This is a genomic window from Nonomuraea salmonea, assembly GCF_042428605.1.
Lineage (GTDB): Bacteria > Actinomycetota > Actinomycetes > Streptosporangiales > Streptosporangiaceae > Nonomuraea > Nonomuraea salmonea.
The window spans coordinates 31,503-56,280 of sequence record NZ_JBHMCF010000019.1 but is presented as its reverse complement, the minus strand read 5'-3'; the positions used below and the strand labels follow the sequence as shown (position 1 = coordinate 56,280).

Annotated in this window: 22 protein-coding genes; 16 read left to right on the top strand and 6 right to left on the bottom strand. The window is 71.1% G+C overall.

Translation table 11 applies throughout. The features are described 5' to 3' along the window. Positions 1 to 21 precede the first annotated feature (21 nt). The 3 genes from ACFFR3_RS20020 (at position 22) to ACFFR3_RS20010 (ending at position 1,972) form a co-directional block, all read left to right on the top strand. Positions 22 to 708: a DUF2786 domain-containing protein gene (locus tag ACFFR3_RS20020; protein ID WP_379483615.1), complete on the top strand. Its 687-nt coding sequence runs from the start codon at positions 22 to 24 to the stop codon at positions 706 to 708. 89 nt (positions 709 to 797) lie between these two features. Continuing rightward, positions 798 to 1,202 (top strand): Ldh family oxidoreductase, encoded by a 405-nt coding sequence (locus tag ACFFR3_RS20015; RefSeq protein WP_379483614.1) that lies wholly within the window; start codon positions 798 to 800, stop codon positions 1,200 to 1,202. A gap of 5 nt (positions 1,203 to 1,207) precedes the next feature. After that, on the top strand, positions 1,208 to 1,972 hold the full coding sequence (locus ACFFR3_RS20010) for an SDR family NAD(P)-dependent oxidoreductase (RefSeq protein WP_364373637.1): 765 nt from the start codon (positions 1,208 to 1,210) through the stop codon (positions 1,970 to 1,972). A 130-nt stretch (positions 1,973 to 2,102) separates the two neighbouring features. Here ACFFR3_RS20010 and pgm read toward each other — a convergent pair whose 3' ends face one another. Beyond that, complete coding sequence (pgm, locus tag ACFFR3_RS20005; RefSeq protein WP_364373640.1) at positions 2,103 to 3,734, bottom strand: phosphoglucomutase (alpha-D-glucose-1,6-bisphosphate-dependent); 1,632 nt, start codon at positions 3,732 to 3,734, stop codon at positions 2,103 to 2,105. A gap of 97 nt (positions 3,735 to 3,831) precedes the next feature. Between pgm and ACFFR3_RS20000 the strand changes: the two genes are divergently transcribed. The 3 genes from ACFFR3_RS20000 to thrS all read left to right on the top strand — a co-directional run bounded on the left by ACFFR3_RS20000 (position 3,832) and on the right by thrS (position 7,403). After that, entirely contained in the window at positions 3,832 to 4,734 is a 903-nt protein-coding gene (locus tag ACFFR3_RS20000) for an LLM class F420-dependent oxidoreductase (protein WP_364373643.1), read from the top strand. Positions 4,735 to 4,773: 39 nt separating this feature from the next. Further along, the gene (locus tag ACFFR3_RS19995; RefSeq protein ID WP_364373646.1) at positions 4,774 to 5,370 is read left to right on the top strand and encodes a glycoside hydrolase family 25 protein; all 597 of its coding nucleotides are present in this window, start codon (positions 4,774 to 4,776) and stop codon (positions 5,368 to 5,370) included. Between the two features lie 68 nt (positions 5,371 to 5,438). After that, on the top strand, positions 5,439 to 7,403 hold the full coding sequence (thrS, locus tag ACFFR3_RS19990; RefSeq protein ID WP_379483613.1) for a threonine--tRNA ligase: 1,965 nt from the start codon (positions 5,439 to 5,441) through the stop codon (positions 7,401 to 7,403). 133 nt (positions 7,404 to 7,536) lie between these two features. On the opposite strand, the gene ACFFR3_RS19985 is transcribed toward thrS, so the two are convergent. Both ACFFR3_RS19985 and ACFFR3_RS19980 read right to left on the bottom strand, forming a co-directional pair. Next, positions 7,537 to 8,262, bottom strand: coding sequence for a PIG-L deacetylase family protein (locus ACFFR3_RS19985; RefSeq protein WP_379483612.1), 726 nt, complete (start codon positions 8,260 to 8,262; stop codon positions 7,537 to 7,539). 35 nt (positions 8,263 to 8,297) lie between these two features. Continuing rightward, positions 8,298 to 8,819, bottom strand: coding sequence for an Asp23/Gls24 family envelope stress response protein (locus ACFFR3_RS19980; protein WP_345386366.1), 522 nt, complete (start codon positions 8,817 to 8,819; stop codon positions 8,298 to 8,300). A gap of 76 nt (positions 8,820 to 8,895) precedes the next feature. Between ACFFR3_RS19980 and ACFFR3_RS19975 the strand changes: the two genes are divergently transcribed. Further along, complete coding sequence (locus tag ACFFR3_RS19975; RefSeq protein ID WP_364373654.1) at positions 8,896 to 9,426, top strand: HIT family protein; 531 nt, start codon at positions 8,896 to 8,898, stop codon at positions 9,424 to 9,426. On the opposite strand, the gene ACFFR3_RS19970 is transcribed toward ACFFR3_RS19975, so the two are convergent. From ACFFR3_RS19970 to ACFFR3_RS19960, 3 genes are all read right to left on the bottom strand, one after another. Then, positions 9,382 to 11,580 (bottom strand): hypothetical protein, encoded by a 2,199-nt coding sequence (locus tag ACFFR3_RS19970; protein WP_379483611.1) that lies wholly within the window; start codon positions 11,578 to 11,580, stop codon positions 9,382 to 9,384. The two genes, ACFFR3_RS19975 and ACFFR3_RS19970, sit on opposite strands and share 45 nt — an antisense overlap. A gap of 170 nt (positions 11,581 to 11,750) precedes the next feature. Then, on the bottom strand, positions 11,751 to 13,313 hold the full coding sequence (locus tag ACFFR3_RS19965) for a glycoside hydrolase family 10-like protein (protein ID WP_345386362.1): 1,563 nt from the start codon (positions 13,311 to 13,313) through the stop codon (positions 11,751 to 11,753). A gap of 130 nt (positions 13,314 to 13,443) precedes the next feature. Next, the gene (locus ACFFR3_RS19960) at positions 13,444 to 15,582 is read right to left on the bottom strand and encodes an elongation factor G-like protein EF-G2 (RefSeq protein WP_379483610.1); all 2,139 of its coding nucleotides are present in this window, start codon (positions 15,580 to 15,582) and stop codon (positions 13,444 to 13,446) included. A gap of 256 nt (positions 15,583 to 15,838) precedes the next feature. Between ACFFR3_RS19960 and pgsA the strand changes: the two genes are divergently transcribed. From pgsA to ACFFR3_RS19915, 9 genes are all read left to right on the top strand, one after another. Beyond that, positions 15,839 to 16,510 (top strand): phosphatidylinositol phosphate synthase, encoded by a 672-nt coding sequence (gene pgsA / locus ACFFR3_RS19955; RefSeq protein ID WP_345386360.1) that lies wholly within the window; start codon positions 15,839 to 15,841, stop codon positions 16,508 to 16,510. Next, positions 16,507 to 17,418, top strand: a complete 912-nt coding sequence (locus ACFFR3_RS19950; RefSeq protein WP_345386358.1) for a phosphatidylinositol mannoside acyltransferase — start codon at positions 16,507 to 16,509, stop codon at positions 17,416 to 17,418. Before pgsA ends, ACFFR3_RS19950 begins: the two co-directional genes overlap by 4 nt. Continuing rightward, entirely contained in the window at positions 17,415 to 18,545 is a 1,131-nt protein-coding gene (locus ACFFR3_RS19945; protein ID WP_364373666.1) for a glycosyltransferase family 4 protein, read from the top strand. The genes ACFFR3_RS19950 and ACFFR3_RS19945 overlap by 4 nt, the downstream gene beginning before the upstream one ends. 40 nt (positions 18,546 to 18,585) lie before the next feature. Continuing rightward, entirely contained in the window at positions 18,586 to 19,128 is a 543-nt protein-coding gene (locus ACFFR3_RS19940) for a hypothetical protein (protein ID WP_364373669.1), read from the top strand. 62 nt (positions 19,129 to 19,190) lie between these two features. Continuing rightward, entirely contained in the window at positions 19,191 to 20,207 is a 1,017-nt protein-coding gene (locus ACFFR3_RS19935; RefSeq protein ID WP_364373671.1) for a DUF3048 domain-containing protein, read from the top strand. A 130-nt stretch (positions 20,208 to 20,337) separates the two neighbouring features. Continuing rightward, the gene (gene pdxS, locus ACFFR3_RS19930) at positions 20,338 to 21,252 is read left to right on the top strand and encodes a pyridoxal 5'-phosphate synthase lyase subunit PdxS (RefSeq protein WP_345386354.1); all 915 of its coding nucleotides are present in this window, start codon (positions 20,338 to 20,340) and stop codon (positions 21,250 to 21,252) included. 204 nt (positions 21,253 to 21,456) lie between these two features. Then, entirely contained in the window at positions 21,457 to 23,121 is a 1,665-nt protein-coding gene (locus tag ACFFR3_RS19925; protein ID WP_379483609.1) for an alkaline phosphatase D family protein, read from the top strand. Positions 23,122 to 23,276: 155 nt separating this feature from the next. After that, the gene (pdxT, locus tag ACFFR3_RS19920; RefSeq protein WP_345386351.1) at positions 23,277 to 23,855 is read left to right on the top strand and encodes a pyridoxal 5'-phosphate synthase glutaminase subunit PdxT; all 579 of its coding nucleotides are present in this window, start codon (positions 23,277 to 23,279) and stop codon (positions 23,853 to 23,855) included. Between the two features lie 3 nt (positions 23,856 to 23,858). Continuing rightward, positions 23,859 to 24,608: a YebC/PmpR family DNA-binding transcriptional regulator gene (locus ACFFR3_RS19915; protein ID WP_345386349.1), complete on the top strand. Its 750-nt coding sequence runs from the start codon at positions 23,859 to 23,861 to the stop codon at positions 24,606 to 24,608. The last annotated feature ends 170 nt before the right edge of the window (positions 24,609 to 24,778 follow it).

Sequence of the window (24,778 nt, the reverse complement as noted above, 5' to 3'; positions counted from 1 at the left end):
GGGCACGGGAGGGGGCCTCGGTTGCGGGAGCGCACGCTCGACCGCGTCAGGAAGCTGCTGGCCAAGGCCGAGCGCACCGACAACGAGCACGAGCGGGCCACGTTCATGGCCGCGGCGTCGGCGCTGATGGCCAAGCACGGCATCGACTCGCTGCCGCCCGCCGGCACCCGCCAGACCCCCGCCGACCGCATCGTCACCCTGCCGCCCCCGTGGGCCAGGGAGAAGGCCAGGCTGGTGAGCCTGGTGGCGCAGGCCGTACGGTGCCGGCCGCTGCTCATCGGGCGCGGCGACGGCGGGCAGCGGGTGCACGTGTTCGGCTTCGCCGCCGACCTGGAGCGGGCCGACGTGCTCGCCACCTCGCTGCTGCTGCAGATGGCCTCCGGCCTGGCCAGGACCGAGCCGCCGGCCGGCGCCGTCCGCGCCTACCGGCGCTCCTGGCTGCTCGGCTTCACCGACGAGGTCTACCGGCTGCTGTGCGCGGCCGAGAAGCGGGCGGCGGCCGAGGCGGCGCCCACCGGCACCGCGATCGTCCTGGCCGACCGCAGGGCGGAGGTCGAGCGGGTGGTCGCCGCGCACTATCCGCACGTCCGCATGAGCGTCCCGCGGACCAGCGGCACCGGCTACCGCGCGGGCGTCGCCGCGGGCCGCAGGGCCGACCTCGGACGTACGGGCATGAGCACTGCCACGGCCCCCGAACTCGGGCGGTAAGCCCTTTCCGGACGGCCGTTTGGCCCCCTGGCGATTCGGGCATAAGCGCGCACACGGAACGCAGTCCTGCCGAAGCGAGACCGGTCACCGTGAACGCATCCGTACGTGTCCTCGCCGCCGACCACCTCCGCCCCCTCGCCCGCGACCTCCTGACCGCCGCGTCCGTACCGCACGACACGGCGTCCGCCGTCGCCGAGCCGCTGGTGGAAGCCGACTTGGCCGGTCACGGCCCGCACGGCGCGCGGCGCGTCAAGCCGTACCTCGACCGCGTCGAGACCGCGTCGAGTCCGCGTCGAGACCGGGCGATCGTCCGGGGAGCCGTCCCCGAGGAGGTCGTTCCGGGGGAGCCCGAGGCCAGGACGCGCGCCGAGCGGCTCGTCACGGAATGCGCTGCTCGGCGTGAACCTGTTCGGGCTGACCGTCACACCGCCTTCTACGCCTCACGCGAATCCAAGGACATCGACATCGCGGCCTTCGACCCACTCAAGGAGTGACCGGCATGGACATCAACGGCAGCGTCGCCGTGATCACCGGCGGCGGCACCGGCATCGGCGCGGCGGTGGCGGAGCGGCTGGCCGCCAGGGGCGCGGCGGCGGTGGTCGTCAACTACTCCCGCTCGGCCGACGAGGCCCGCGCCACCGTCTCGCGGCTGGAGAGCATGGGCTGCAAGGCGTCGGCGGTGGCGGCCGACGTGTCCGACGACGCCGCCGTACGCCGGATGGCCGAGCGGGTGCTCGCCGACCACGGGCGGGTGGACGCGCTGGTGTGCAACGCGGGTACCACCACCTGGGTGCCGTTCCCCGACCTGGAGGGGCTGACGGACGAGGTGTGGCGGCGGCTGCTCGGCGTCAACCTCATGGGGCCGTTCTACTGCGCCCGCGCCTTCGCCCCCGCCCTGCGCGCGTCGCGGGGCGCCGTCGTCAACGTCGCCTCCATCGCGGGGCTGCAGGCCACGGGGTCGTCCATCGCGTACGGGGTGAGCAAGGCGGCGCTCATCCACCTCACCCGTGACCTGGCGGTGGCGCTCGGCCCCGAGGTCAGGGTGAACGCCGTCGCGCCCGGCATCGTGGCCACCCGCTGGCACATCGACCGGGTGGGGGAGCAGGTGTTCTCGGAGATGGCGGCCAAGGAGGAGCTGAAGGCCCCGCTCCGCCGTACCGCCCAGCCCGACCACATCGCCCAGATGGTCACCGGACTGCTGGAAGCGGACCTGGTGACGGGTGAGGTGTTGATCGGCGACGGCGGCCGCCACCTCGGCTACTGACTCTCGGCAGGCATTCGGGCGGCGGGCCTCCGACCGGCGGGCCCTCACCCGAGGCCTGCTCCCGCCCGAGGTCCGCTCCCGCCCGAGGTCCGCTCCCGCCCGAGGTCCGCTCCAGCCTGGGGCGGGCCGCTCAGGCGAGGGCGGCGGAGACCAGGGAGCGGGCCTCCTCCTGAACCTCGGCGAGGTGGTCGGGGCCCTTGAAGGACTCGGCGTAGATCTTGTAGACGTCCTCGGTGCCCGAAGGCCGGGCCGCGAACCAGGCGTTCTCCGTCGAGACCTTCACGCCGCCGAGCGCGGCGTCGTTGCCGGGCGCCGACGTCTGCACCGCCGTGATCGGCTCACCGGCCAGCGACGTGGCCGTCACCTGCGCGGCCGTCAGCTTGCCGAGCACGGCCTTCTCCTCGCGGGTGGCGGGCGCGTCGACGCGGGCGTACGCGGGCTCGCCGAACCGCTCGGTCAGCCCGCGGTAGTGGGCACTCGGCGACTCGCCGGTGACGGCGAGGATCTCGGAGGCCAGCAGGGCGAGGATGATGCCGTCCTTGTCGGTCGTCCACACCGACCCGTCGCGCCGCAGGAACGACGCACCCGCGCTCTCCTCGCCGCCGAACCCGAGCGACCCGTCGAGCAGGCCGGGCACGAACCACTTGAAGCCGACCGGCACCTCGTACAGCCGCCGCCCCAGCGACTGCGCCACGCGGTCGATGATGCCGCTGCTCACCATCGTCTTGCCCACGCCTGCGCCGGCGGGCCAGCCGTCGCGGTGGGCGTAGAGGTAGGAGATGGCGACGGCGAGGTAGTGGTTGGGGTTCATCAGGCCGCCGTCGGGGGTGACGATGCCGTGCCGGTCGGCGTCGGCGTCGTTGCCGGTGGCGATGTCGTAGGTGTCGCGGGCGGAGATGAGGGAGGCCATCGCGTACGGCGACGAGCAGTCCATGCGGATCTTGCCGTCCCAGTCGAGCGTCATGAACCGCCACGTCGGATCGACCAGCGGGTTGACCACGGTCAGCGACAGCCCGTGCCGCTCGGCGATCTCCCCCCAGTAGGCCACGCTCGCCCCGCCCAGCGGGTCGGCCCCGATGCGCACCCCGGCCGACCTGATCGCGTCGAGGTCGACGACGCTGGGCAGGTCGTCGGCGTACGTGCCGAGGAAGTCGTAGCGGCCCGCCCGCTGCAGCGCCGTGGCGTAGGGGACCCGGCGCACGCCCTTGAGACCGTCCTGCAGCAGCTGGTTGGCGCGGTCCTGGATCCACGAGGTGGCCTCGGTGCCGGCCGGTCCGCCGTGCGGCGGGTTGTACTTGAACCCGCCGTCGCCCGGCGGGTTGTGCGACGGCGTCACCACCACGCCGTCGGCCAGGCCGCTCGTGCGGCCCTGGTTGTGGCGCAGGATGGCGTGGGAGACGGCGGGCGTCGGCGTGTAGCCGTCGCGCGAGTCGATCAGCACGTCGACGCCGTTGGCCGCGAACACCTCAAGGGCCGACACGCGCGCGGGCTCCGAGAGCGCGTGGGTGTCGATGCCCAGGAACAAGGGGCCGTCGGTGCCCTGGTCGCGCCGGTATTCGCAGATCGCCTGGCTGGTCGCCAGAATGTGGTCCTCGTTGAAGGCCGTCTTCAGCGACGAGCCCCGATGCCCCGAGGTGCCGAACGCGACCCGCTGCCCCACCTCGCCGGCGTCGGGATGCAGCGCGTAATAGGACGTCACCAGCCTGGCGACGTCGACCAGGTCGGAGGGCCGGGCGGGCTGTCCTGCGCGTTCGTGGGTCATGTAGGTCACTTTACAAACGGGGAGCGGCCCGGCGGGTGATCGCGTGGCGGCGTGGGGGGATACATTCGCCTCAGTCACTAGAACGGAGTTCTGTTCCATGCGATACGGCATCCTGCTCTCGGAGTCCGCCAAAGACGGTGACCCCATCACCGGCCTGCGCGACCAGATCGCCGGCGCCGCCGAGCGCGGCTTCACCTCGGCCTGGCTGTCCAACATCTTCGGCCTCGACGCCATCACCGCCCTGACGGCGGCCGGCGTGCAGGCCCCGCCTCTTGAGCTCGGCACCGCGGTCGTGCCCACCTACCCGCGCCACCCGGCCGTGCTCGCCCAGCAGGCCATGACCGCCAACGCCGCACTGGGCGGCCGGTTCACGCTCGGCATCGGCCTGTCGCACCAGGTCGTCATCGAGGGCGTCTACGGCTACAGCTTCGAGCGGCCCGGCAGGCACATGAAGGAGTACTTGGACATCCTGCTGCCGCTCTCGCGCGGCGAGCAGGTGTCGTACCAGGGCGAGACGCTCAAGGCCGAGCTGAAGCTCGGCACGCCGGGCGCGGGCCTGCCCGTGCTCGTGGCCGCGCTCGGCCCCCGCATGCTCAAGCTCGCCGGCACCGTCGCCGACGGCACCGTGCTCTGGATGACGGGGCCGAAGACGATCGCCGAGCACATCGCGCCGACCATCAGGGCCGCCGCGGCCGAGGCCGGCCGTCCTGAGCCGCGCATCGTCTGCTCGCTGCCCATCAGCGTCACCGACGACCCCGAGGGCGCCGTCGCCCGCGCCAACGAGATCTTCTCGGTGTACGGGACGCTGCCCAGCTACCGTGCCATGCTCGACAGGGAGGGCGCGGCGACTCCCGGCGACGTCGCCGTCGTCGGTGACGAGGACACCGTGCTCGCCAGGCTCGACCAGCTCAGGCAGGCCGGGGTGACCGACTTCGTGGCCTCGCCGTTCGCCGGCCGGCAGCGCACACTCGACCTGCTGACCGGCGCGGCGAAGAGCTGAGCGCCCGGCGTCCCCATAAGATCCGACAAGGTGAAGAGCGTGCTACATGGCATTGATGTGTCCAACTGGCAGGGCACCGTCGACTGGGCAGGTCATGCCGAGGCCGGGGTCGCCTTCGCCTTCGCCAAGGCGAGCGAGGGCGGCGACTTCACCGACAAGTGGTTCGCCCGCAACTGGAACGGCATGCGGGAGAGCTGGATCGTCTGCGGCGCCTACCACTTCGCCAGGCCCAAGGGCGACCCCATCGAGCAGGCCCGCCACTTCCTGCGGGTGATCCAGTCGGCCGGCGGGCTCCGCCGCGGCGACCTGGTCGCGCTCGACCTGGAGACCAACGACGGCGCGCGGCCCGAGCGGGTGGCCCGCTTCGCGCGCCGCTGGTGCCACTACGTCGAACGGCACGGCGGCGTGCGGCCGTTCATCTACACCTTCAACGCGTTCGCGCGCGGCGGCCACTGCGCCGGGCTGGCGGAATACCCCCTGTGGATCGCCAGCCCGCACAGCCCCCGCGGCCGTCCTTCCGTGCCCAGGCCCTGGCGCGACTGGACCATTCACCAGTACGCCAGCAGCCCCGTCGACCGCAACGTCTTCCACGGATCACGGCAGGAGCTGACAAAGCTGGGGTTTCACCCGCGATAGCATCGGTGTTCTCATCACCGAACCCTGCCTCGGTGCCGGGCATCGAGCGCGATCCACGAGGAGTCACCGTGTCAGCCGAGCTACGCATCACCCTCGCCGGAGCCGAGCGTGTGGTCGCGGCCGGCACGACGGCCGGTGAGGCGCTCGAGGCCGACGGCCGCACCGTCATCGCCGCCCTGGTCAACGGCGAGCCCCGCGACCTCGCCCATCCGCTGTCCGACGGCGACGCGGTCGAGCCCGTCGAGGTCTCCAGCGAGATCGGCCGGTCCATCGTCCGCCACTCCACCGCCCACGTCATGGCGCAGGCGGTGCAGGAGCTGTTCCCCGAGGCCAAGCTGGGCATCGGGCCGCCCGTCGACAACGGCTTCTACTACGACTTCGACGTTGCCCAGGCGTTCAACCCCGACGACCTCAAGCGCATCGAGAAGCGCATGCGCGAGATCGTCAAGCAGGGGCAGCTGTTCTCCCGCCGGCCCGTCTCCGACGACGAGGCGCGGGCCGAGCTGGCGGCCGAGCCCTACAAGCTGGAGCTGATCGGGCTCAAGGGCGGCGCCGACCAGGAGGAGTCGGTCGAGGTGGGGGCGGGTCAGCTCACCATCTACGACAACCTCGACCCCAAGAGCGGCGAGCTGCGCTGGAAGGACCTGTGCCGCGGGCCCCACGTGCCCTCCACCCGGTCCATCCCGGCCTTCAAGCTCATGCGCTCCGGCGGCGCCTACTGGCGGGGCAGCGAGAAGAACCCGCAGCTGCAGCGCATCTACGGCACCGCGTGGGAGTCCCGCGACAAGCAGGACGAATACCTCAAGCTGCTCGAAGAGGCCGAAAAGCGCGACCACCGCAAGCTGGGCGCCGAGCTCGACCTGTTCAGCTTCCCACCCGAGCTGGGCAGCGGCCTGCCGATCTTCCATCCCAAGGGCGGGATCATCCGCAAGGAGATGGAAGACTACATGCGCAGGCGGCAGGCCGAGGCGGGCTACGAGTTCGTCAACACGCCCCACATCACCAAGTCGTCGCTGTTCGAGACCTCCGGCCACCTGCCGTGGTACGCCGACGACATGTTCCCCGCCTTCGAGCTCGAGGGCACCGAATACCGCGTCAAGCCGATGAACTGCCCGATGCACAACCTGATCTTCAGGGCGCGCGGGCGCTCCTACCGCGAGCTGCCGCTGCGGCTGTGCGAGTTCGGCTCGGTCTACCGCTACGAGAAGTCCGGCGTCGTCCACGGCCTCACCCGCGTGCGCGGCATGACGCAGGACGACGCCCACATCTACACCACCCGCGAGCAGATGGCCGACGAGATCAAGTCGCTGCTGCGGTTCGTGCTGAGCGTGCTGCGCGACTTCGGGCTCAACGACTTCTACCTCGAGCTGTCGACCCGCGACGACTCCGAGAAGTTCATCGGTGACCCGGCCGAGTGGCAGGAGGCCACCGACGCGCTGCGCCAGGTGGCCACCGAGTCCGGCCTCGAGCTCGTCGACGACCCGGGCGGCGCGGCCTTCTACGGCCCCAAGATCTCCGTCCAGGCCAGAGACGCCATCGGCCGCACCTGGCAGCTGTCCACCATCCAGCTCGACCTCAACCAGCCCAAGCGCTTCGGCCTCGAATACCAGGCCGCCGACGGCTCCCGGCAGACCCCGGTGATGATCCACCGGGCGCTGTTCGGCTCCGTCGAGCGCTTCCTGGGCGTGCTCACCGAGCACTACGCCGGCGCCTTCCCGCCCTGGCTCGCCCCGGTCCAGGTGGTCGGCATCCCGATCGCCGAGGCCCACGTCCCCTACCTGCACGACGTCGCCAAGCGGCTGCGCGCGAGCGGCGTCCGGATCGAGGTCGACGCGGCCGACGACCGCATGCAGAAGAAGATCCGCAACGCGCAGAAGGCCAAGGTGCCGTTCATGCTCCTGGCCGGCGACGACGACATCGCCAACGGCGCGGTCTCGTTCCGCTACCGCAGCGGCGAGCAGAAGAACGGCGTCCCGATCGAAGACGCCATCGCCGAGATCGTCAGCGCCGTGGAGCGCCGCATCCAGGTCTGACCCCACCGAAGCCTCAGCCTCCCTCTCAGAGGGAGGCTGACGCTTTTCAAGGGAGGGCGGTGTTCCCGGCGGGTGCCCTCTGGGCGGTGCTTCTGGCGGGTGCCCTCTGGGCGTGCCCCCTTTGCCAGGAGCCTCAGCGGGGGTAGAGGCGGAAGGAGACGGCGGGGGCGCCGCCGAACCGGGAGGCCTCGTCGTGCGCCGAGCCTTCGAGGAAGTCGCGGGCGTATTTCTCGGGGTCGGTGCCGGGCTGGAGGGCTTCGATGTAGGTGCGGTGTTCCGTGAGGGAGCGGACGCCGCGCTCCAGGCCCTGGGTGACGTCCACGGCGTGGGTGGGGGTGTCGGAGCCTGCCACGGCGATCCAGCGGACGCCGTTCCAGGGCTCGGGGCCCGCGTCGGGGAAGATCCAGCGGTTGCCGGCGTCGCCGACGGCGTCCATCGTGGCGCGGCCGACGGCGCGGTGGTCGGGGGTGTTCCAGATCGTGCCGCCCCAGGTGTCGTCGAAGTTCAGTGTGATGACGAGCTCGGGGCGGTGCCGGCGGATGGCGGTGGCGAGGTCGCGCCGGAGCCGGGTGCCGTACTCGATCACCCCGTCGGCGTGGTCGAGGAACTCCACGCTGCTCACTCCGACGACCGCCGCGCTCGCCCGCTCCTCGCGCTCCCGCAGCGGCCCCGCCTCGGCGGGGGCGAGCGTGTCGATGCCCGCCTCGCCCCTGGTCACCATCACGTACGCGACGTCGCGGCCCGCGTCGGTCCAGGTCGCCACCGCCGCCGCGCAGCCGTATTCGAGGTCGTCGGGGTGCGCCACGATGGCCAGGGCGCGCTGCCAGTCCTCGGGCATGGGTTCAAGCTGATCGGTCATACCCGCCATCCTGGCAGCCGCCCGCCGGGAGGGTGTCAGGACTCCGGGGAGGCGTCGTCCTCAGGGGCCTCGCGGGGAGCGGAGCGGCCCTCCCCGGGGAGACGGACGTCGTCCACCGTGACGTTGACCTCGGTGACGCGCATGCCGAGCATCCGGCTGACGGTCCGCGCCACGTTCGTCTTGACCTCGGAGGCGACGTCCATGACCACGTGACCGTACTCGACCACGATCGTCAGGCTGACCGCCACCTGGCGGTCCTGGATCTGCGCGCTGACACCCTGGTTGCTGCGGCGGGAGCCGATGCCGATGCGGTCGCGTACGGACTCGAAGGCCCGCACCAGATCCCCGCCCAGGTCGGCGACGCCCGGCACCTCCAGGGCGGCCAGCGCCGCGACCTTCTCCACGACCTCGTCGGCCACCTTGATCCGCCCCTTGACGGCGGCATCGGCGGTCGGCGCCTCGATGTACGACGGCTCGCCGCCTCGGGAGCCTTCGGAGGGTGGGTCGGCGGGTGGGGCGGTCTGTTCGGCCACCTGTTCGGCCAGGGCTTCACTCATCGCGTCCTCCTGTTGGGGGTGCACGCGATTGTGCCGGAAGAAGACCCGGTTTGTCCGGGGTCCTATGCTGCTAGATATGCACGATCAGGCAGGGGCAGGGTCCCCCGACAACTTCGAACGGCTGTGGACCCCGCATCGGATGGCCTACATCAAGGGCGAGAACAAACCGACCGGCACCGGGCCTGGCGACGGGTGCCCGTTCGACGCCATCCCGAAGATGACCGACGAGGAGGGCCTGATCGTCAAGCGCGGGCAGGTGGTGTACGCCGTGCTCAACCTCTACCCGTACAACTCGGGCCATCTGATGGTGGTGCCCTACCGTCACGTGTCCGACTACGACGAGCTGGACGCGGCGGAGGTGGCGGAGCTGGGCGACTTCACGCAGCGCTCGCTGCGGGCGCTGCGCAAGGCGAGCGGCGCGCAGGGCTTCAACGTCGGCATGAACCTCGGCCACGTCGCGGGCGCCGGCATCGCGGCGCACCTGCACCAGCACGTCGTGCCCCGCTGGGGCGGCGACACCAACTTCATGCCGGTCGTCGCGCAGACGAAGGTGCTGCCGCAGCTACTTCGCGACACCCGCCAGCTGCTCGCCGACGCCTGGGACTGACGGGCGCGACCGCCCGGCCGCGGGCAGCGCGCCGATGCCGGTGGCCAGCAGCAGCGGTACGGCCAGCGCGAGCGCCATCGACAGCACCGCCGCGCCCGAGTCGTTGACCAGCATGCCGACGACGCCGCTGACGAGCGTGCCGATGAGGCCGGCGCGCAGCGCGGGGGAGTGCTCGAACGCGGCCGGCACCACCCCCGCCGACGCCTGCTCGGGCCGCAGGATCGCGTAGCCGAGGAACGCCGCGGCGGCGATCACGATCGGCATCAGGTTCGGGCTGAGCAGGGTGGCCAGCATGGCGTGCAGCTTGCGCCAGATGACGTCGAGCGCCTCCCCGGTCAGCACCTGCCCCACGAACCTGCCGAGGTGCGACTGCTCGCTCGGCGGCCGCAGGTGGTTGAGCCAGGCGAAGCCCATGACGATCACGCCGCCGGCCGCGCAGCAGGCGCCCAGCTTCACCAGGGAGACCCGGCGGCCGGACAGGATGAGCGCGGTCACCGCGATGCCGGGCACGAACGCGATCACGCCGCCGAAGTCGCTGCCCAGCCCCGAGCCGCCCAGCACCATCGCGAACGCGCCCAGCGTGACGATCGCGCCCACGCCCGCCCGGCCCGGCCAGCGGTGCGCGATGACGGTGGCGGCCAGCAGCGTGCCGGTCGCCAGCAGCGCGAACGGGATGTTGCCCAGCCCGTAGTAGCGGGCTCCGACGTCGGCGCCGTACCCCATGACGCTGTTGAGCTGCAGCGTCGTGCCGGTCAGCAGGTCGCCGGCGAGCGTCAGCGCGGTCACCCCGGCCACCACGGCCGGGGGGCCGAGCGGCCTTCGCCGCCACGGGCCGGCGAACGCCACCGCCGTCACCGCCGCCGCCCACGCCAGCACGCCGCCGACGAGCTGCGGCAGGCCCGTCCACGGCAGCAGGTTGACCAGATAGCTGGAGACGGGCAGGGCGGCCAGCGCGACGGCGGCCACGCGTACCGGCGACAGGCCCCTGCGCCGGCGCAGCAGCAGGAACGCCGCCAGGTAGAACGCCACCTGCAGCACGGCCACCACGGTGAAGTAGACGCCCTTGACGGACCTGATGGACTGGGCGGTGGCGTCGTCCCTGCGCAGGTCCGCGATCGTGGCGCCGGCCGGGCCGACACGCAGCGGCGTGCCCACGACCGTGGCGGGCACCGGCACGCCCAGCTCGCTCAGCACGGTGGCGGTCAGGTCGGTGAGGATCGAGATGTCCTCGCGGTGGGTGGAGGCCGCGCCCAGCAGGTGCCCCTCCGTGCCTGGCGCGCGCATCGCGGCCACCCGCAGGTGCGGCACGGACCCGTGGTCCGACAGCCCGGCCAGCAGCACCGTCGTGCCCGCGGGCAGCACCGACAGCAGCGCGCCCGCCTTGGCATCGGCGAGCTGGAGCGCGTCACGCCGATCGGCGGCGGACAGCTTGTCCGGCACCCGGGGAAGCCGGCCACCCTCACCGACCTCAGCGCCGCCCCCTGCGCCGGTGCCCGCCCCCGCCCCTGCGCCTGGGCCGGTGGCCGCCCCCGCCCCTGCTCCGGTCCCCGCCCCCGCCCTCGCCCCCGCTCCAGCGCCTTCGGCGGTCAGGTAGGGGCGGATGAGGTCGTCGACGTCCATGGCGACCAGGGGGCAGCGGGCCAGGTCCGCGGTGCCGACGCGGAGCGGGGAGTCGTGGTAGCGGGCCACCGCGCCGTGCCGGTCGGCCAGGGCCAGCGCGGCGCCGGGGCCGATCGCGATCGAGCACCGGCCGGCCGCCCTGAGCGTCTCGCCGAGCGTGCCGGCGCTCCGCTGGCCCGCCACATCGATGAGGTAGCGGTAGCCGGGGATGACGGCGCCCTCGCCGCCGGCCTGCGGGAGCGGGGGAGCGCCGCACGCGTAGCCGCTGGCGGACCTGGTGCCCGCCGAGACCGTCAGCCAGCCGTCGTAGGGGCAGGTGACGCTGCCGACCGTACGGACCGACAGCGAGCCGACGGCGCTCGTCCTGGCCAGCTCCCACAGGTTGGGCGTGTCGTCCGGGGTGAGATCGTTCCAATGCAGCCCAGGCACCCCGATGAGCGCCACTCGCCCGGCGGGCGGCTCGGTGGCGGACGCCGCCTGGGCGGCCAGCACCTGACCGGCCAGAACGGCCAGTACGACCAAAGCGCGCCACACGCCGATGACCTCCCGCGCTCGCCTACTGAGGCACTGTGGCACGGCCACGGTCCCGGCCGCGTCACAGGACGTGACCACCCTCTCACGGGTCACTCCCGTACGCGGGAGAACGGCGAAAGGGCCGGTCCCCGTCACGGGGACCGGCCCTCAACGGCTCAGCAGGCGAAGCGTCAGGTCGCGTCCACCTTCACCTTGACCGCCTTGCTCTCGTTGTGCAGCCGGTCGAGCGCGGTCACCAGGTAGGTGCCGGCCGACTTCGCGGCATAGGAGGGGTCGCTCACCACGGCCACCAGGTTGCGCGCGTCGGTGGTGCGGCAGTCCTTGCCGGACTTCGGCACCTGGTAGACGGCGTAGCCGCGGGCCCCGTCGGACGGCTTCCACGACAGCTGCGCGCCGGACGCCTTGACGCCCGCGGGCGCGGCGGGAGCCTGGCCGCCGCGCTCCTTCATCAGCGGCTGCAGCGCCGGACGGCTGTAGTGGGTCTTGGCGACCCGGTCCATCGCGCCGAGCGGGTTGGTCAGCAACTGCTTGGCGCTGAAGTAGACGGCGCCGCTGACCTGCTTGCTGTCGCGGTTGAGGCCGATCTGGGCGGGCAGCTCGCCGGCCTTGGTCCAGGCCCTGTCGTCCTTGGTGCCGACGCGGTAGAGGCCCTGACCGATCCAGAGCTGCACGTCGCTGCCCTTGACCGCGTCGGACCACCAGCGCACCAGCGTGCGGTAGTCGGCCGCCTTGTGCCCGCGCGGCCAGTAGAGCTGCGGCAGGACGTAGTCGACGGTGCCGGACTTGATCCAGGAGCGGGCGTCGGCGTAGATCGCGTCGTAGGCGGACATGCCGGACGTCTTGGACCCGCTGGGGTCGTTGGAGGTGTTACGCCAGATGCCGAACGGGCTGATGCCGAACTTGACGTGGTTCTTCGCCTTGTGCACGGCCGAGTCGACCTGCTCGACGAGCTTGTCGACGTTGCCCCGCCGCCAGTCGGCGAGCTTCTGGCCCTTGCCGTACTTCTTGAACGCGGCGGCGTCGTCGAACGTCGCGCCCGCCACCGGGTAGGGGTAGAAGTAGTCGTCGAAGTGCACGCCGTCGATGTCGTAGCGGCCGACCACGTCGGTGATGACCTTGGTCACGTGGTCGCGCACGGCGGGCAGGCCGGGGTTGTAGTAGAGGCGGCCGCCGTATTTGACCGTCCAGGCGGGGTGCTTCTTCGCCGGGTGCCCGGCGGGCAGCTTGGCGATGCTGTCGTCGTAGGAGGCGCGGTAGGGGTTGAACCAGGCGTGGAACTCCATGCCGCGCTTGTGCGCCTCGTCGATGAGGAACGGCAGCGGGTCCCAGCCGGGGTCCTTGCCCGCGGTGCCGGTCAGGTATTGCGACCAGGGCTCCAGCGAGGACTTGTAGAGCGCGTCGGAGGCGGGCCGCACCTGCACGAAGACCGCGTTGAAGTTGCGCTTGGCGGCGCTGTCGAGGATCTTCACGTATTCGGCCTGCTGCCTGGCCTTGCTCAGCCCGGTCTTCGACGGCCAGTCGATGTTGGTCGTCGTGGCGATCCACACCCCGCGCAGCTCGCGCTTGGGGTAGCGGGCGTCGGGCTTGCAGGCGGCCGCGGGCGCGGCGGCGGTGGCCGTCTTCTTCGAGCTCGCCGCGTTGCCCGGCTTGGCGTCGGGGCCGAAGGCGTAGGCGGCGCCGGTGGTGGCGATCGCGAGGGCGGCGGCGGCTAGGAGTGGGCGTCCAGTTCGCATAGTGCCACCCAGTGTGACAGCTTCGGGGGCATGCTCGGGACGGAAACCGCAATCAAAGCGTGATACGTTCGTGACAAAAGTAAAAAGCTGTGCCGGGAGGGACGAACGCCCTCCCGGCACAGCTAACGGCTCAATCCGCGGCGGCCACCTTGCTCGCGAGGTTCGACGGCAGCGGTTCGTAGCGCAGGAACGTCCTCGTGAACGTGCCCGTGCCGTGTGACATGGATCTCAGGTCGATGGCGTACCGCGTGATCTCCAGCTCGGGCACCTCGGCCTTGACGAGCGTACGTCCGGTGCCCACCGGCTCGGTGCCGAGCACGCGCCCGCGCCGCGACGACAGGTCCGACATCACCGAGCCCACGTAGTCGTCGGCCACCAGCACCGAGATCTCGTCCACCGGCTCCAGCAGCAGCGTCGGCACCTTGGACGCGGCCTCCTTCAGCGCGAGCTGGCCCGCGATCTGGAAGGCCATGTCGGAGGAGTCGACCGAATGGGCCTTGCCGTCGTACAGGGTGACGCGCACGTCCACCATCGGATAGCCGGCGACGACGCCGCGCTCCATCTGCGCGCGCACGCCCTTCTCCACCGACGGGATGAACTGCCGCGGCACCACGCCGCCCACGATCTTGTCGACGAACTCGAAGCCCCCGCCCGACGGCAGCGGCTCGACCTCCAGGTGGCAGATGGCGTACTGGCCGTGGCCGCCGGTCTGCTTGACGTTGCGGCCCATCGCCTGGCACCTGCCGCCGAACGTCTCGCGCAGCGGCACCCGAAGGTCGATGCGCTCGACCTCGACGCCGTGCCGCTTGGACAGCCGGTCGAGCAGCACGTCGGTGTGGGCCTCGCCCATGCACCACAGGACGAGCTGGCGGGTCTCGGCGTTGTTCTCCAGGCGCAGCGTCGGGTCCTCGGCCACCAGCCTGCCGAGGGCCTGCGACAGCTTGTCCTCGTCGGCCTTCGACTTGGCCCTGATCGCCACCGGCAGCAGCGGCTCAGGCATGCTCCACGACGTCATCAGCAGCGGGTTGTCGACCTCGGACAGCGTGTCGCCGGTCTCGGCGCGCGACAGCTTCGCCACGGCCACGATGTCGCCCGCCATCGCCTTGGCGGCGGCGCGCTGGTGCTTGCCCAGCGGACAGGTCAGGGTGCCGATGCGCTCGTCCACGTCGTGGTCCTCGTGCCCGCGGTCGGCCAGGCCATGGCCGGAGACGTGCACGGTCATGTCGGGGCGCAGCGTGCCGGAGAAGACGCGGACGAGGCTGATGCGGCCCACGTACGGGTCGCTGGTGGTCTTGACGACCTCCGCCACGAGCGGCCCGTCGGGGTCGCACGTGATGCCCTTGACCGGCTTGCCCGACAGGTCGGTGATCTCCGGCATCGGGTGTTCGAGCGGCGAGGGGAAGCCCTGCGTCATCAGCTCCAGGATCTCCTGGGCGCCCACGCCCAGCCCGCTGCACAGCACCGGGTAGAAGCTGCCGCGCGCGACGGCCTTCTCCAGGTCCTCGATGAGGACCTTGGTGTCGATGGGCTCACCCTCGAGGTAGCGCTCCATGAGCGACTCGTCCTCGCTCTCCTGGATGATGCCCTCGATCAGGCTGCCGCGGTACTCCTCGATCTGCGTCTCGTACTCGGCGCCCGGGTCCTTCTCCGCGCGGGTGCCGGTGGCGTAGTTGTAGTACTTCTGGGTGAGCAGCCCGATGAGTCCGTTGACGTGGCCGTTGGTGATGACCGGGAGGTAGAGCGGTGCCACGCCGTCACCGAAGACGTCCTGGCAGGTGGTCAGCACCTCGTCGAAGTCCGCGCGCTGGTGGTCGATCTTGGTGATGACGACCGCCCGCGGCATGCCCACCTGCGAGCACTCCTCCCAGAGCATCTGGGTGAGCCCGTCCACGCCTTCGGACGCCGAGACCGCGAAGAGCGCCGCGTCGGCCGCGCGCAGCCCGGCGCGCAGGTCGCCCACGAAGTCGGCGTATCCGGGGGTGTCGAGAAGGTTGATCTTGATGCCGTTGTGCACCAGCGGCGCCACGGCGAGGTTGACGGACCGCTGCTGCCGGACCTCGACCTCGTCGAAGTCGGTGACCGTGTTGCCGTCCTCGACCCGTCCAGGGCGCTGGATGGTGCCCGTCGCGGCCAGCAGCTGTTCGACGAGGGTCGTCTTACCCGCTCCTGAATGGCCGACCAGCACGACATTGCGTATCGCGTCGCACCTGTCGGCCGCGGGTGCCCTGCCCGCGGCTCCTACGGCGCCGCCAGAGTTCCTTTCCGCCACATCGCCTCCCGCTACGCTTCCCGTCTCATCGCGTGAGACGGCTCGGTCGATGGGGGGACGCCGTCCAGCCGCGTCCGGTAGCTCGCTCCCGTCGCTCCTCGGCCCAGGCGGCGTCGCTCCCTTCGCGTTGGTCCGTCTGCCAACGCCGCGCCCGCGCGGAGGGTGTCGGAAACCGCATGGACGCGGTGTGTTCACCAAATACCCCTGTGGCGGATATCACAAGGGGTCCGGGGCAAAGAAAGTTGTCAGGCCCTTCATGGCCTACGATCGGACCGCGATGCTCAAACTCCTGCGCCCGGCCATGACCCGGATACTCACCCCGCTGGGCAGGGCACTCGCCGGCCGCGGGATAGGCCCGAACGCCGTCACGGCGGTCGGCACCCTCGGCACGGTCGTGTCGGCCCTGCTCTTCTTCCCCCTGGGCCAGCTCGCCTGGGGGGCACTCGTGATCACCGTCTTCGTGCTGTTCGACCTGCTCGACGGCGTGGTCGCCCGGCTCGGCGGAAAGGGGGGCAGCACCTGGGGGGCCTTCCTCGACTCCACCTTCGACCGGGTCGCCGACGCCGCCATCTTCGCCGGCCTGATCCTCTACTTCGTCGGCCGCGACGACGTCGTGTCGGCCTCGGTGACGCTCGCCTGCCTGATCCTCGGCACCCTGGTGTCCTACGCCAAGGCCAGGGCCGAGGGGCTCGGGCTGACGGCTGACGTCGGGCTCGCCGAGCGGCCCGAGCGGCTGGTGGTGGCGCTGGTCGCGGCCTTCCTCGCCGGGCTCGGCGTCCCCTACGTCCTGCCGGCCGGCATGTGGCTGCTCGCCCTGGCCAGCCTGATCACGGTGGGCCAGCGCGTGATGATCGTGTACCAGCAGACGAGACAACAGACCGGCCATCAGACGGGCCATCAGACCGGCCGTCAGACTGGGGAGAGATGAGCGACAAGGCATCGTTCGCCGACCGGGTCGTGGCCGCCGGGTTCGCGGCCGGGTGGAAGCTCGTGCCGCTGCTGCCCGAGCGCCCGACGGCCGCGGTCTTCCGGTTCCTCGCCGACCGGGTCCACGCCAGGCGCGGCAAGTCCGTACGCCGGCTGGAGTCCAACTTGGCCAGGGTGACCGGCCTCGACCCCGGCGGCCGCGAGCTGCGCGAGCTGACCAGGGCGGGCATGCGCTCCTACTTCCGCTACTTCCACGAGGTCTTCCGCCTGCCCAAGATGGACCGCGCCGAGGTGGTGCGGCGCACCCACGTCATCGGCGCCGAGCACATCCACGGCAACGTGGCGGCCGGGCGCGGCGTCGTGCTGGCGCTGCCGCACATGGGCAACTGGGACCAGGCGGGCGCCTGGCTGGTGGGCGTCGGCCACCCGTTCACCACGGTCGCGGAAAGGCTGCGTCCCGAGTCGCTGTTCCGCCGCTACGTCGCCTTCCGCGAGGGCCTCGGCATGGAGGTACTGCCGCTGACCGGCGGCGACGGCCACAACTTCGGCACCCTCGCCATGCGGGTGCGCAAGGGCGGCGTGGTCTGCCTGCCGGCCGAGCGCGACCTCACCAAGAGCGGCGTCGAGGTGCGCTTCTTCGGCGCCGCCACCAAGATGCCCGCGGGGCCGCCGCTGCTGGCCGTGCAGACGGGCGCGGCGCTGCTGCCCGCCACCGTCTACTTCGTGGGCGACGACTGGGGCATCCACATCCACGAAGAGCTGCCCGTGCCCGCCGAGGGCACCCGGCAGGAGAAGGTCGCGGCGCTGGCCCAGGGCCTGGCCGACGTGTTCGAGAAGGGCATCTCCGAGCATCCCGAGGACTGGCACATGATGCAGCGGCTCTGGCTGGACGACCTGGACCCCCGATGAGGGTCGGCATCGTCTGCCCCTACTCCTGGGACATGCCGGGCGGGGTCAAACAGCACATCGACGACCTGGCGCAGGCGCTCATGGCGCAGGGTCACGACGTCTCCGTGATCGCGCCGGCGGCCGACGACGACGAGCTGCCCCCCTACGTGACGGGCGCGGGCCGGGCCATCCCCGTGCCGTACAACGGGTCGGTGGCGAGGATGTCGTTCGGGTTCCTGTCGGCCGCGCGGGTGCGGCGATGGGTGCGTACGGGCGGCTTCGACGTGCTGCACATCCACGAGCCGCTGATCCCGAGCCTCGGCGTGCTGGCCTGCTGGGCGGCCAAGGGGCCGATCGTGGCCACCTTCCACGCCTCCTTCACCCGCTCGCGGGCGATCGCGGTGGCCGAGCCCTTGCTGCGCAGCGCGCTGGAGAAGCTGAGCGGCCGCATCGCGGTCTCCGACGCGGCCCGCAAGAGCCTGGTCGAGCAGTTCGGCGGCGACACCGTGCTCATCCCCAACGGCGTCACCGTCGCCCGCTACACCGAGGCCGAGCCGCTCGACGGCTGGGGCCCCGATGGCGCCACGATCGGCTTCCTCGGCCGCATGGACGAAGAGCGCAAGGGCCTGCCGATCCTGCTCGACGCGTTCGCCGTGCTGGCGGCGCGGCGGCCCGACGTGAAGCTGCTGATCGCCGGTCCAGGCGACGAGAAGGACGTCTACGAGCGGGTGCCGAAGCAGTTCAGGGACCGCGTGACGGTGCTCGGCATGGTGAGCGAGGCCGACAAGATCCGCGCGTACCACTCGGTCGACGTGTTCTGCGCGCCCAACACCCGCGGCGAGAGCTTCGGCATCGTGCTGGCCGAGGCCATGGCGTCGGGGGCGACGGTGCTGGCCAGCGACATCCCGGCCTTCCGCAGGGTGCTGGGCGACGGGCAGGCGGGCGCGCTGTTCGCCAACGGCGACCCGGCCTCGCTGGCGCGCGAGGCCGCCGCGCTGCTCGACGCGCCGGAGCGGCGGGCCAAGCTGGCGGCCGAGGCGCTGGTGGCGGTCAGGAAGTACGACTGGTCGACGGTGGCGCGCGACGTCGTACGCGTCTACGAGACCGTCACCACGAGCGGCGCGGGCCGCGTGGAGGAGGACCTGTGACGCGCATCGCGGGTGATGCGGCGCGGGTGGAGGAGGACCTGTGACGTCCACCATGATCGTGCTGATCGTGGGCATCGTGGTGGTGCTCACGGCCGTCTACATCTCCTGGCGGGCCGGCCGCCTCGACCGGCTGCACATCCGCCTTGAGCTGGCCCAGGAGTCGCTGGACGCCGCGCTCATGCGGCGCCGCGCGGTGGTGCTGGAGCTGGCGGGCTCCCGCCTGCTCGACCCGGCGACGTCGCTGGTGCTGGCCGCGGCGGCGCACGAGGCGCGCTCCGCGGGCCCCGACGAGCGCGAGCACGCCGAGAGCGACCTGTCGCGCACGCTGCGCGCGGTGGCGGACCAGGAGCGCTTCAGGGAGAAGCTGGCGGAGTCGCCCGGCGGCCGCGAGCTGCTTGAGGAGCTCGACGCGGCGGTGGCGAAGGTCGTCTACTCGCGCCGGTTCTACAACAACGCGGTCGGGGTCACGCGTACGGCGCAGCGCCGCTGGCTGGCCAGGACCCTGCGGCTGGCCGGGCACACCGAATACCCCCAATTCTTCGAGATTGATGACAATCCGCCCGCAGCTATGGCAACCGAATGACCTGATTTGGGGAAGCCAGTAAGCTTCATCCCGTTTTCGGGCTGAAGCGAGGAGAAGTGCACGTGCGGCTACCCCGGTTGATCACCCTCTGGCTGGCGGGAGCGGCCGTCCTGCTGCCCGTCGCGGCCTGTTCTTCCGACGAGCCGGCGGCGGGTTCCGCGCCGCAGGCCACGACGGACGCGCCGGCCGAGGCGCCGCAGGAGGAGGAGGTCAACGCCCACCCCTTCACCGGCAAGCCGTACGAGAAGCTCAGGCCGGTGCTCGCGGTCAAGATCGAGAACACCGCGGCGGGCAAGCCGCAGCTCGGGCTCAAGAGCGCCGACATCGTCTACATCGAGCAGGTCGAGGCCGGGCTGACCCGGCTCATGGCGATCTTCTCCTCGAAGCTGCCGGCCAAGGTCGGCCCGGTGCGCAGCGCGCGCATCTCCGACCTGCACATCGCCCCGCAGTTCGGCAAGCCGGCCTTCTCCTACTCGGGCGCGCAGACCAAGATGCTGCCGCTCATCGCCGAGGCGTCGCTGTTCGACGTGGGAGACTCGCACAATCCGGGCGCGTACTTCCGCCAGCCGGGCCGCTTCGCCCCCTACAACCTGTTCGCCAACACCAAGCAGCTGCTGGCCAAGGCGCCCAAGGCGAGCAAGGCCAAGGACATCGGCTTCACCTTCGGCGACGCCCCCGAGGGCGGGACGCCGCGCAAGTCGTACACGGTCAAGTGGCCCGCCGCGCGCTTCACCTTCGCCTGGTCGGAGGCCAAGCAGCAGTGGCTGATCTGGCAGGACGGCAAGAAGGACATGGCGGCCGAGGGCGGCCAGCTCGGCGCGCCCACGATCGTCGTGCAGTACACCAAGACCGAGCGCTCGCAGTTCCACGACAAGAACCAGAGCTACACGCCGCTCGTGCACACCACGGGCAAGGGCTCGGCGATCGTGCTGCGGGACGGCAAGGCGTTCAAGGCGAAGTGGGAGCGGGAATCAGAGGACAGCGGCACGACGTTCACCACTATGAGCGGTGAGCCGATGAACTTCGCCCCCGGCCAGGTCTGGGTGGCCCTCGCCAGCCGCAAGCCCGTCATTCCGTAGCCGCCGTACCTTGACAAACCTGTATAGGTACGGCGCTAAATCCTGACATCTTGGCATGTCGGGGGAGGGGTCGTTCAGGACCTACGATGGGCTTGATAACTTACAGATTCGCCGTTGAGAGCCCGTGAGGATGACCGTGTCCAGCAGCACGCCAGAAAGCACCCCCGTCACCGGAACCGCCCGCGTCAAGCGCGGCATGGCCGAGATGCTCAAGGGCGGCGTCATCATGGACGTCGTCACCCCCGAGCAGGCCAAGATCGCTGAGGACGCCGGCGCGGTCGCCGTCATGGCCCTCGAGCGCGTGCCCGCCGACATCCGCGCGCAGGGTGGCGTCTCCAGGATGAGCGACCCCGACATGATCGACGGCATCATCGCCGCCGTCTCCATCCCCGTGATGGCCAAGGCCCGCATCGGCCACTTCGTCGAGGCCAAGGTGCTGCAGTCGCTCGGCGTCGACTACGTCGACGAGTCCGAGGTGCTCACCCCGGCCGACTACGCCAACCACATCGACAAGTGGCAGTTCACCGTGCCGTTCGTGTGCGGCGCCACCAACCTCGGCGAGGCCATGCGCCGCATCACCGAGGGCGCGGCCATGATCCGCTCCAAGGGCGAGGCCGGCACCGGCGACGTCTCCAACGCCGTCACCCACATGCGCACGATCCGCGCCGAGATCAAGCGGCTCACCTCCCTGCCGGAGGACGAGCTCTATGTCGCGGCCAAGGAGCTGCAGGCGCCGTACGAGCTGGTCGCCGAGGTCGCGCGCACCGGCAAGCTGCCGGTCGTGCTGTTCACCGCGGGCGGCATCGCCACCCCGGCCGACGCCGCGATGATGATGCAGCTCGGCGCCGAGGGCGTGTTCGTGGGCTCCGGCATCTTCAAGTCGGGCGACCCGGCCAAGCGCGCGGCGGCCATCGTCAAGGCCACCACGTTCTACGACGACCCCGACGTCATCGCCAAGGTCTCCCGTGGCCTGGGCGAGGCCATGGTCGGCCTCAATGTCGACGAGATCCCGCAGCCGCACCGCCTGGCCGAGCGCGGCTGGTAAGCGTCGGCGTGTCGGCGCAGGTCAGCGGCCTGCGGGCGTGAAACGATCACTTCCGGGTGAACGTCACGCGACGACGGAGATTTCCGGAAAAGGCGGCATCCGTGAAGGATGTCGCCTTTTTCATGTCTGACGTTCACCCCAAAGTCATGCCGCTGAGTCAGGCTACGGGGGTCCTCGCCCTTGATCGTCACAGGGAGCTCCCAGGTGTCCAAGCTGAACCGCAGGCACTTCCTCGTCACAGGGTTAGCGGCAGGGGCCGCATCGGCCATCCCCGCCGTCGTCCCCGCAGCCGCGCACGCCGACCCAGAAACGGCTTCCCCCGGGCTGCGTACCGACCCCTTCACGCTCGGCGTCGCGTGCGGCGACCCCGACCACGAGGGGTTCGTGCTGTGGACCAGGCTCGCCCAGCAGCCGCTGGCCGAGGACGGTCTCGGCGGCATGCCGCAGCGGCCCTTCCCCGTGCGGTGGCAGATCTACGCCGACGAGCGGGCCCGCCGCGTCGTGCGCTCCGGCGTCACCGTCGCCGCCCCCGAGTGGGGCCACAGCGTGCACGTCGAGGTGCAGGGGCTGAGCTCCGACCGGGACTACTGGTACCGCTTCCGCGTCGGCCCGTACGTCTCGCCGCTCGGCCGCGCCCGCACCGCCCCGCACCCCCTGTCGTACGGCGGCGCCCTGGCCATGGCGTTCGTCTCCTGCGCCCAGTACGAGCACGGCCACTTCACCGCCTACCGCCGCCTCGCCGAGGAGCACCCCGACCTGGTGCTGCACCTCGGCGACTACCAGTACGAGTACACCAGGGACACCTACACGATCCCCGGCGGCAACGTCCGCCACCACGAGGGCCCGGAGACCGAGACCCTCGCGAACTACCGCCAGCGCCACGCCCAGTACAAGGCCGACCCCGACCTGCAGGCCGCGCACGCCGCCGCACCCTGGCTGGTCGTGTGGGACGACCACGAGCTGGACAACAACTGGGCCGGCGAGGTGCCCGAGAAGCCCGAGGTGCCGCAGCCGAACTTCCGCGAGCGGCGCGCCGCGGCCTTCCGCGCGTACTACGAGAACATGCCGCTGCGCCGCACCTCGATTCCGCGCGGCATCGACATGCAGCTCTACCGGCGCATCCGCTGGGGCAGGATGGCCACCTTCCACATGCTCGACACCCGCCAGTACCGCGACGACCAGAGCTGCGGCGACGGCTACAAGGACTGCCCCGCCGCCGTCGACCCCGCCCGCTCGATCACCGGCGCCGAGCAGGAGGAGTGGCTGCTGCGCGGCTTCCACCAGTCGCGCGCGCAGTGGGACGTCCTGGGCCAGCAGGTCTTCTTCGGCCAGCGCGACAACAACCCAGGCCCCGCCAAGATCACCTCGCAGGACGCATGGGACGGCTACGCCGCCTCCCGCCGCCGCATCACCCAGGGCTGGATCGACGCCGGGGTGCGCAACCCCGTGGTGCTGACCGGCGACGTGCACGCCCACTGGGCCGGCGACCTCAAACTCGACTACGACGACCCGACAGGGCCCAGCGTGGGCTCCGAGCTGGTGACCACGTCGATCTCGACGGGCGGCGACGGGGGCGACTCCGACCCCGCGCAGCACCCGTTCCTGCAGATCAACCCGCACCTGAAGTTCTACAACAACCAGCGCGGATACGTGCTCACCACGATCGAGCGCGACCAGCTGACGGCCGACTTCAAGGTCGTGCCCCGGGTCCAGACGCCCGACGCCGAGGTCCACACCCGGGCCACGTTCGTCGTCGAGGACCGGGTGCCGGGGGTGCAGCAGACGTACCTGCGGCCGCTCGACCCGGCGCGCCGGCTCCAGCAGATCACGGTCGAGGACACCGTCCGCCTGGAGACCGAACGCCCGTAACGGCTCTCGTCGCAGCCCTTCTCCGCGAGCCCGGCCCCTGATCAGGGGCCGGGCTCGTCGCGGTCAGCGCCTGATCGGCGGGCCCCCGTCGGAAGACGACGGGATGTTCTGGTGTTGAATTGTCGGAAACCCGTACTCGGACGGAAGGATCGCCCGTGCCCACGATCGGTGTACTCGCCCTCCAGGGAGACGTGCGCGAACATCAGCGCATGCTTCAGGAGGCGGGCGCGACGGCCGTCGCCGTACGCCGCCCCGCCGAGCTGGACGCGGTCGACGCCCTGGTCATCCCCGGCGGCGAATCGACCACCATGTGGAAGCTCGCCGACACCTTCGACCTGCTGCAACCGCTGCGCGTCCGCATCAAGGAAGGCCTGCCCGCCTACGGCTCGTGCGCCGGCATGATCATGCTGGCCGACCGCATAGAGGACGGCATCGCAGGCCAGCAGACCATCGGCGGCATCGACATGGTGGTCAGGCGCAACGCGTTCGGCCGCCAGGTCGACTCCTTCGAATCCGATCTCGACTTCGCCGGACAGCAGGTGCACGCGGTGTTCATCCGTGCTCCCTGGGTCGAATCCATCGGCGCGGACGTCGAAGTGCTGGGCAGGTGCGAGCCTGGGGATAGGATCGTCGCGGTCCGTCAAGGTCCTTTGCTCGCTACGTCGTTCCACCCCGAGCTCACCGGGGACGTACGCGTGCACCGTTACTTCGTAGACATGGTGAGGGAGCTCTAGGTAATGTCCGGCCACTCCAAATGGGCGACGACGAAGCACAAGAAGGCCGCACTCGACGCCAAGCGCGGCAAGCTGTTCGCCAAGCTCATCAAGAACATCGAGGTGGCGGCACGGACCGGTGGCCCTGACCCGGACGCCAACCCCACGCTCTTCGACGCCATCTTCAAGGCGAAGAAGAACTCCGTGCCCAACGACAACATCGAGCGGGCGCGCAAGCGCGGCGGCGGCCTCGAAGCCGGCGGCGCCGACTACCAGACGATCATGTACGAGGGCTACGCGCCCGGCGGCGTCGCGGTGCTCATCGAGTGCCTCACCGACAACCGCAACCGCGCCGCCTCCGAGGTCAGGGTCGCGCTCACCCGCAACGGCGGCTCCCTGGCCGACCCCGGGTCCGTCTCCTACATGTTCAACCGCAAGGGCGTCGTGATCGTGCCCAAGAACGGGCTCGACGAGGACACCGTGCTCATGGCCGTCCTCGACGCCGGGGCCGAGGAGGTCAACGACCTCGGCGACTCCTTCGAGGTCGTCTCCGAGGCCAGTGACCTGGTGCCGGTCCGCAAGGCCCTCCAGGACGCCGGCATCGACTACGACTCGGCCGAGTCCAGCTTCCTGCCGACGATGAGCGTGCCGCTCGACGAGGAGGGGGCCAAGAAGGTGTTCCGGCTCATCGAGGCGCTGGAGGACAGCGACGACGTCCAGAACGTCTTCGCCAACTTCGACGTCTCCGACGACGTCCTCGCCGCCCTCGACTGACCTTCATCAGGGCCCTGCCCCTATGTCCGGGCCCCGCCCTTTCCCTGGTCCACGCGGCTCATAGGGGTGGGCCGGCGATCCCGCAGCCGTCCTGCCGGCTTCGGGATCGTTCAGGCGGGACGGCTACTGCCGCGCTCCTCCGCCTCGCATCCGGCGACGGCGAATCCTCC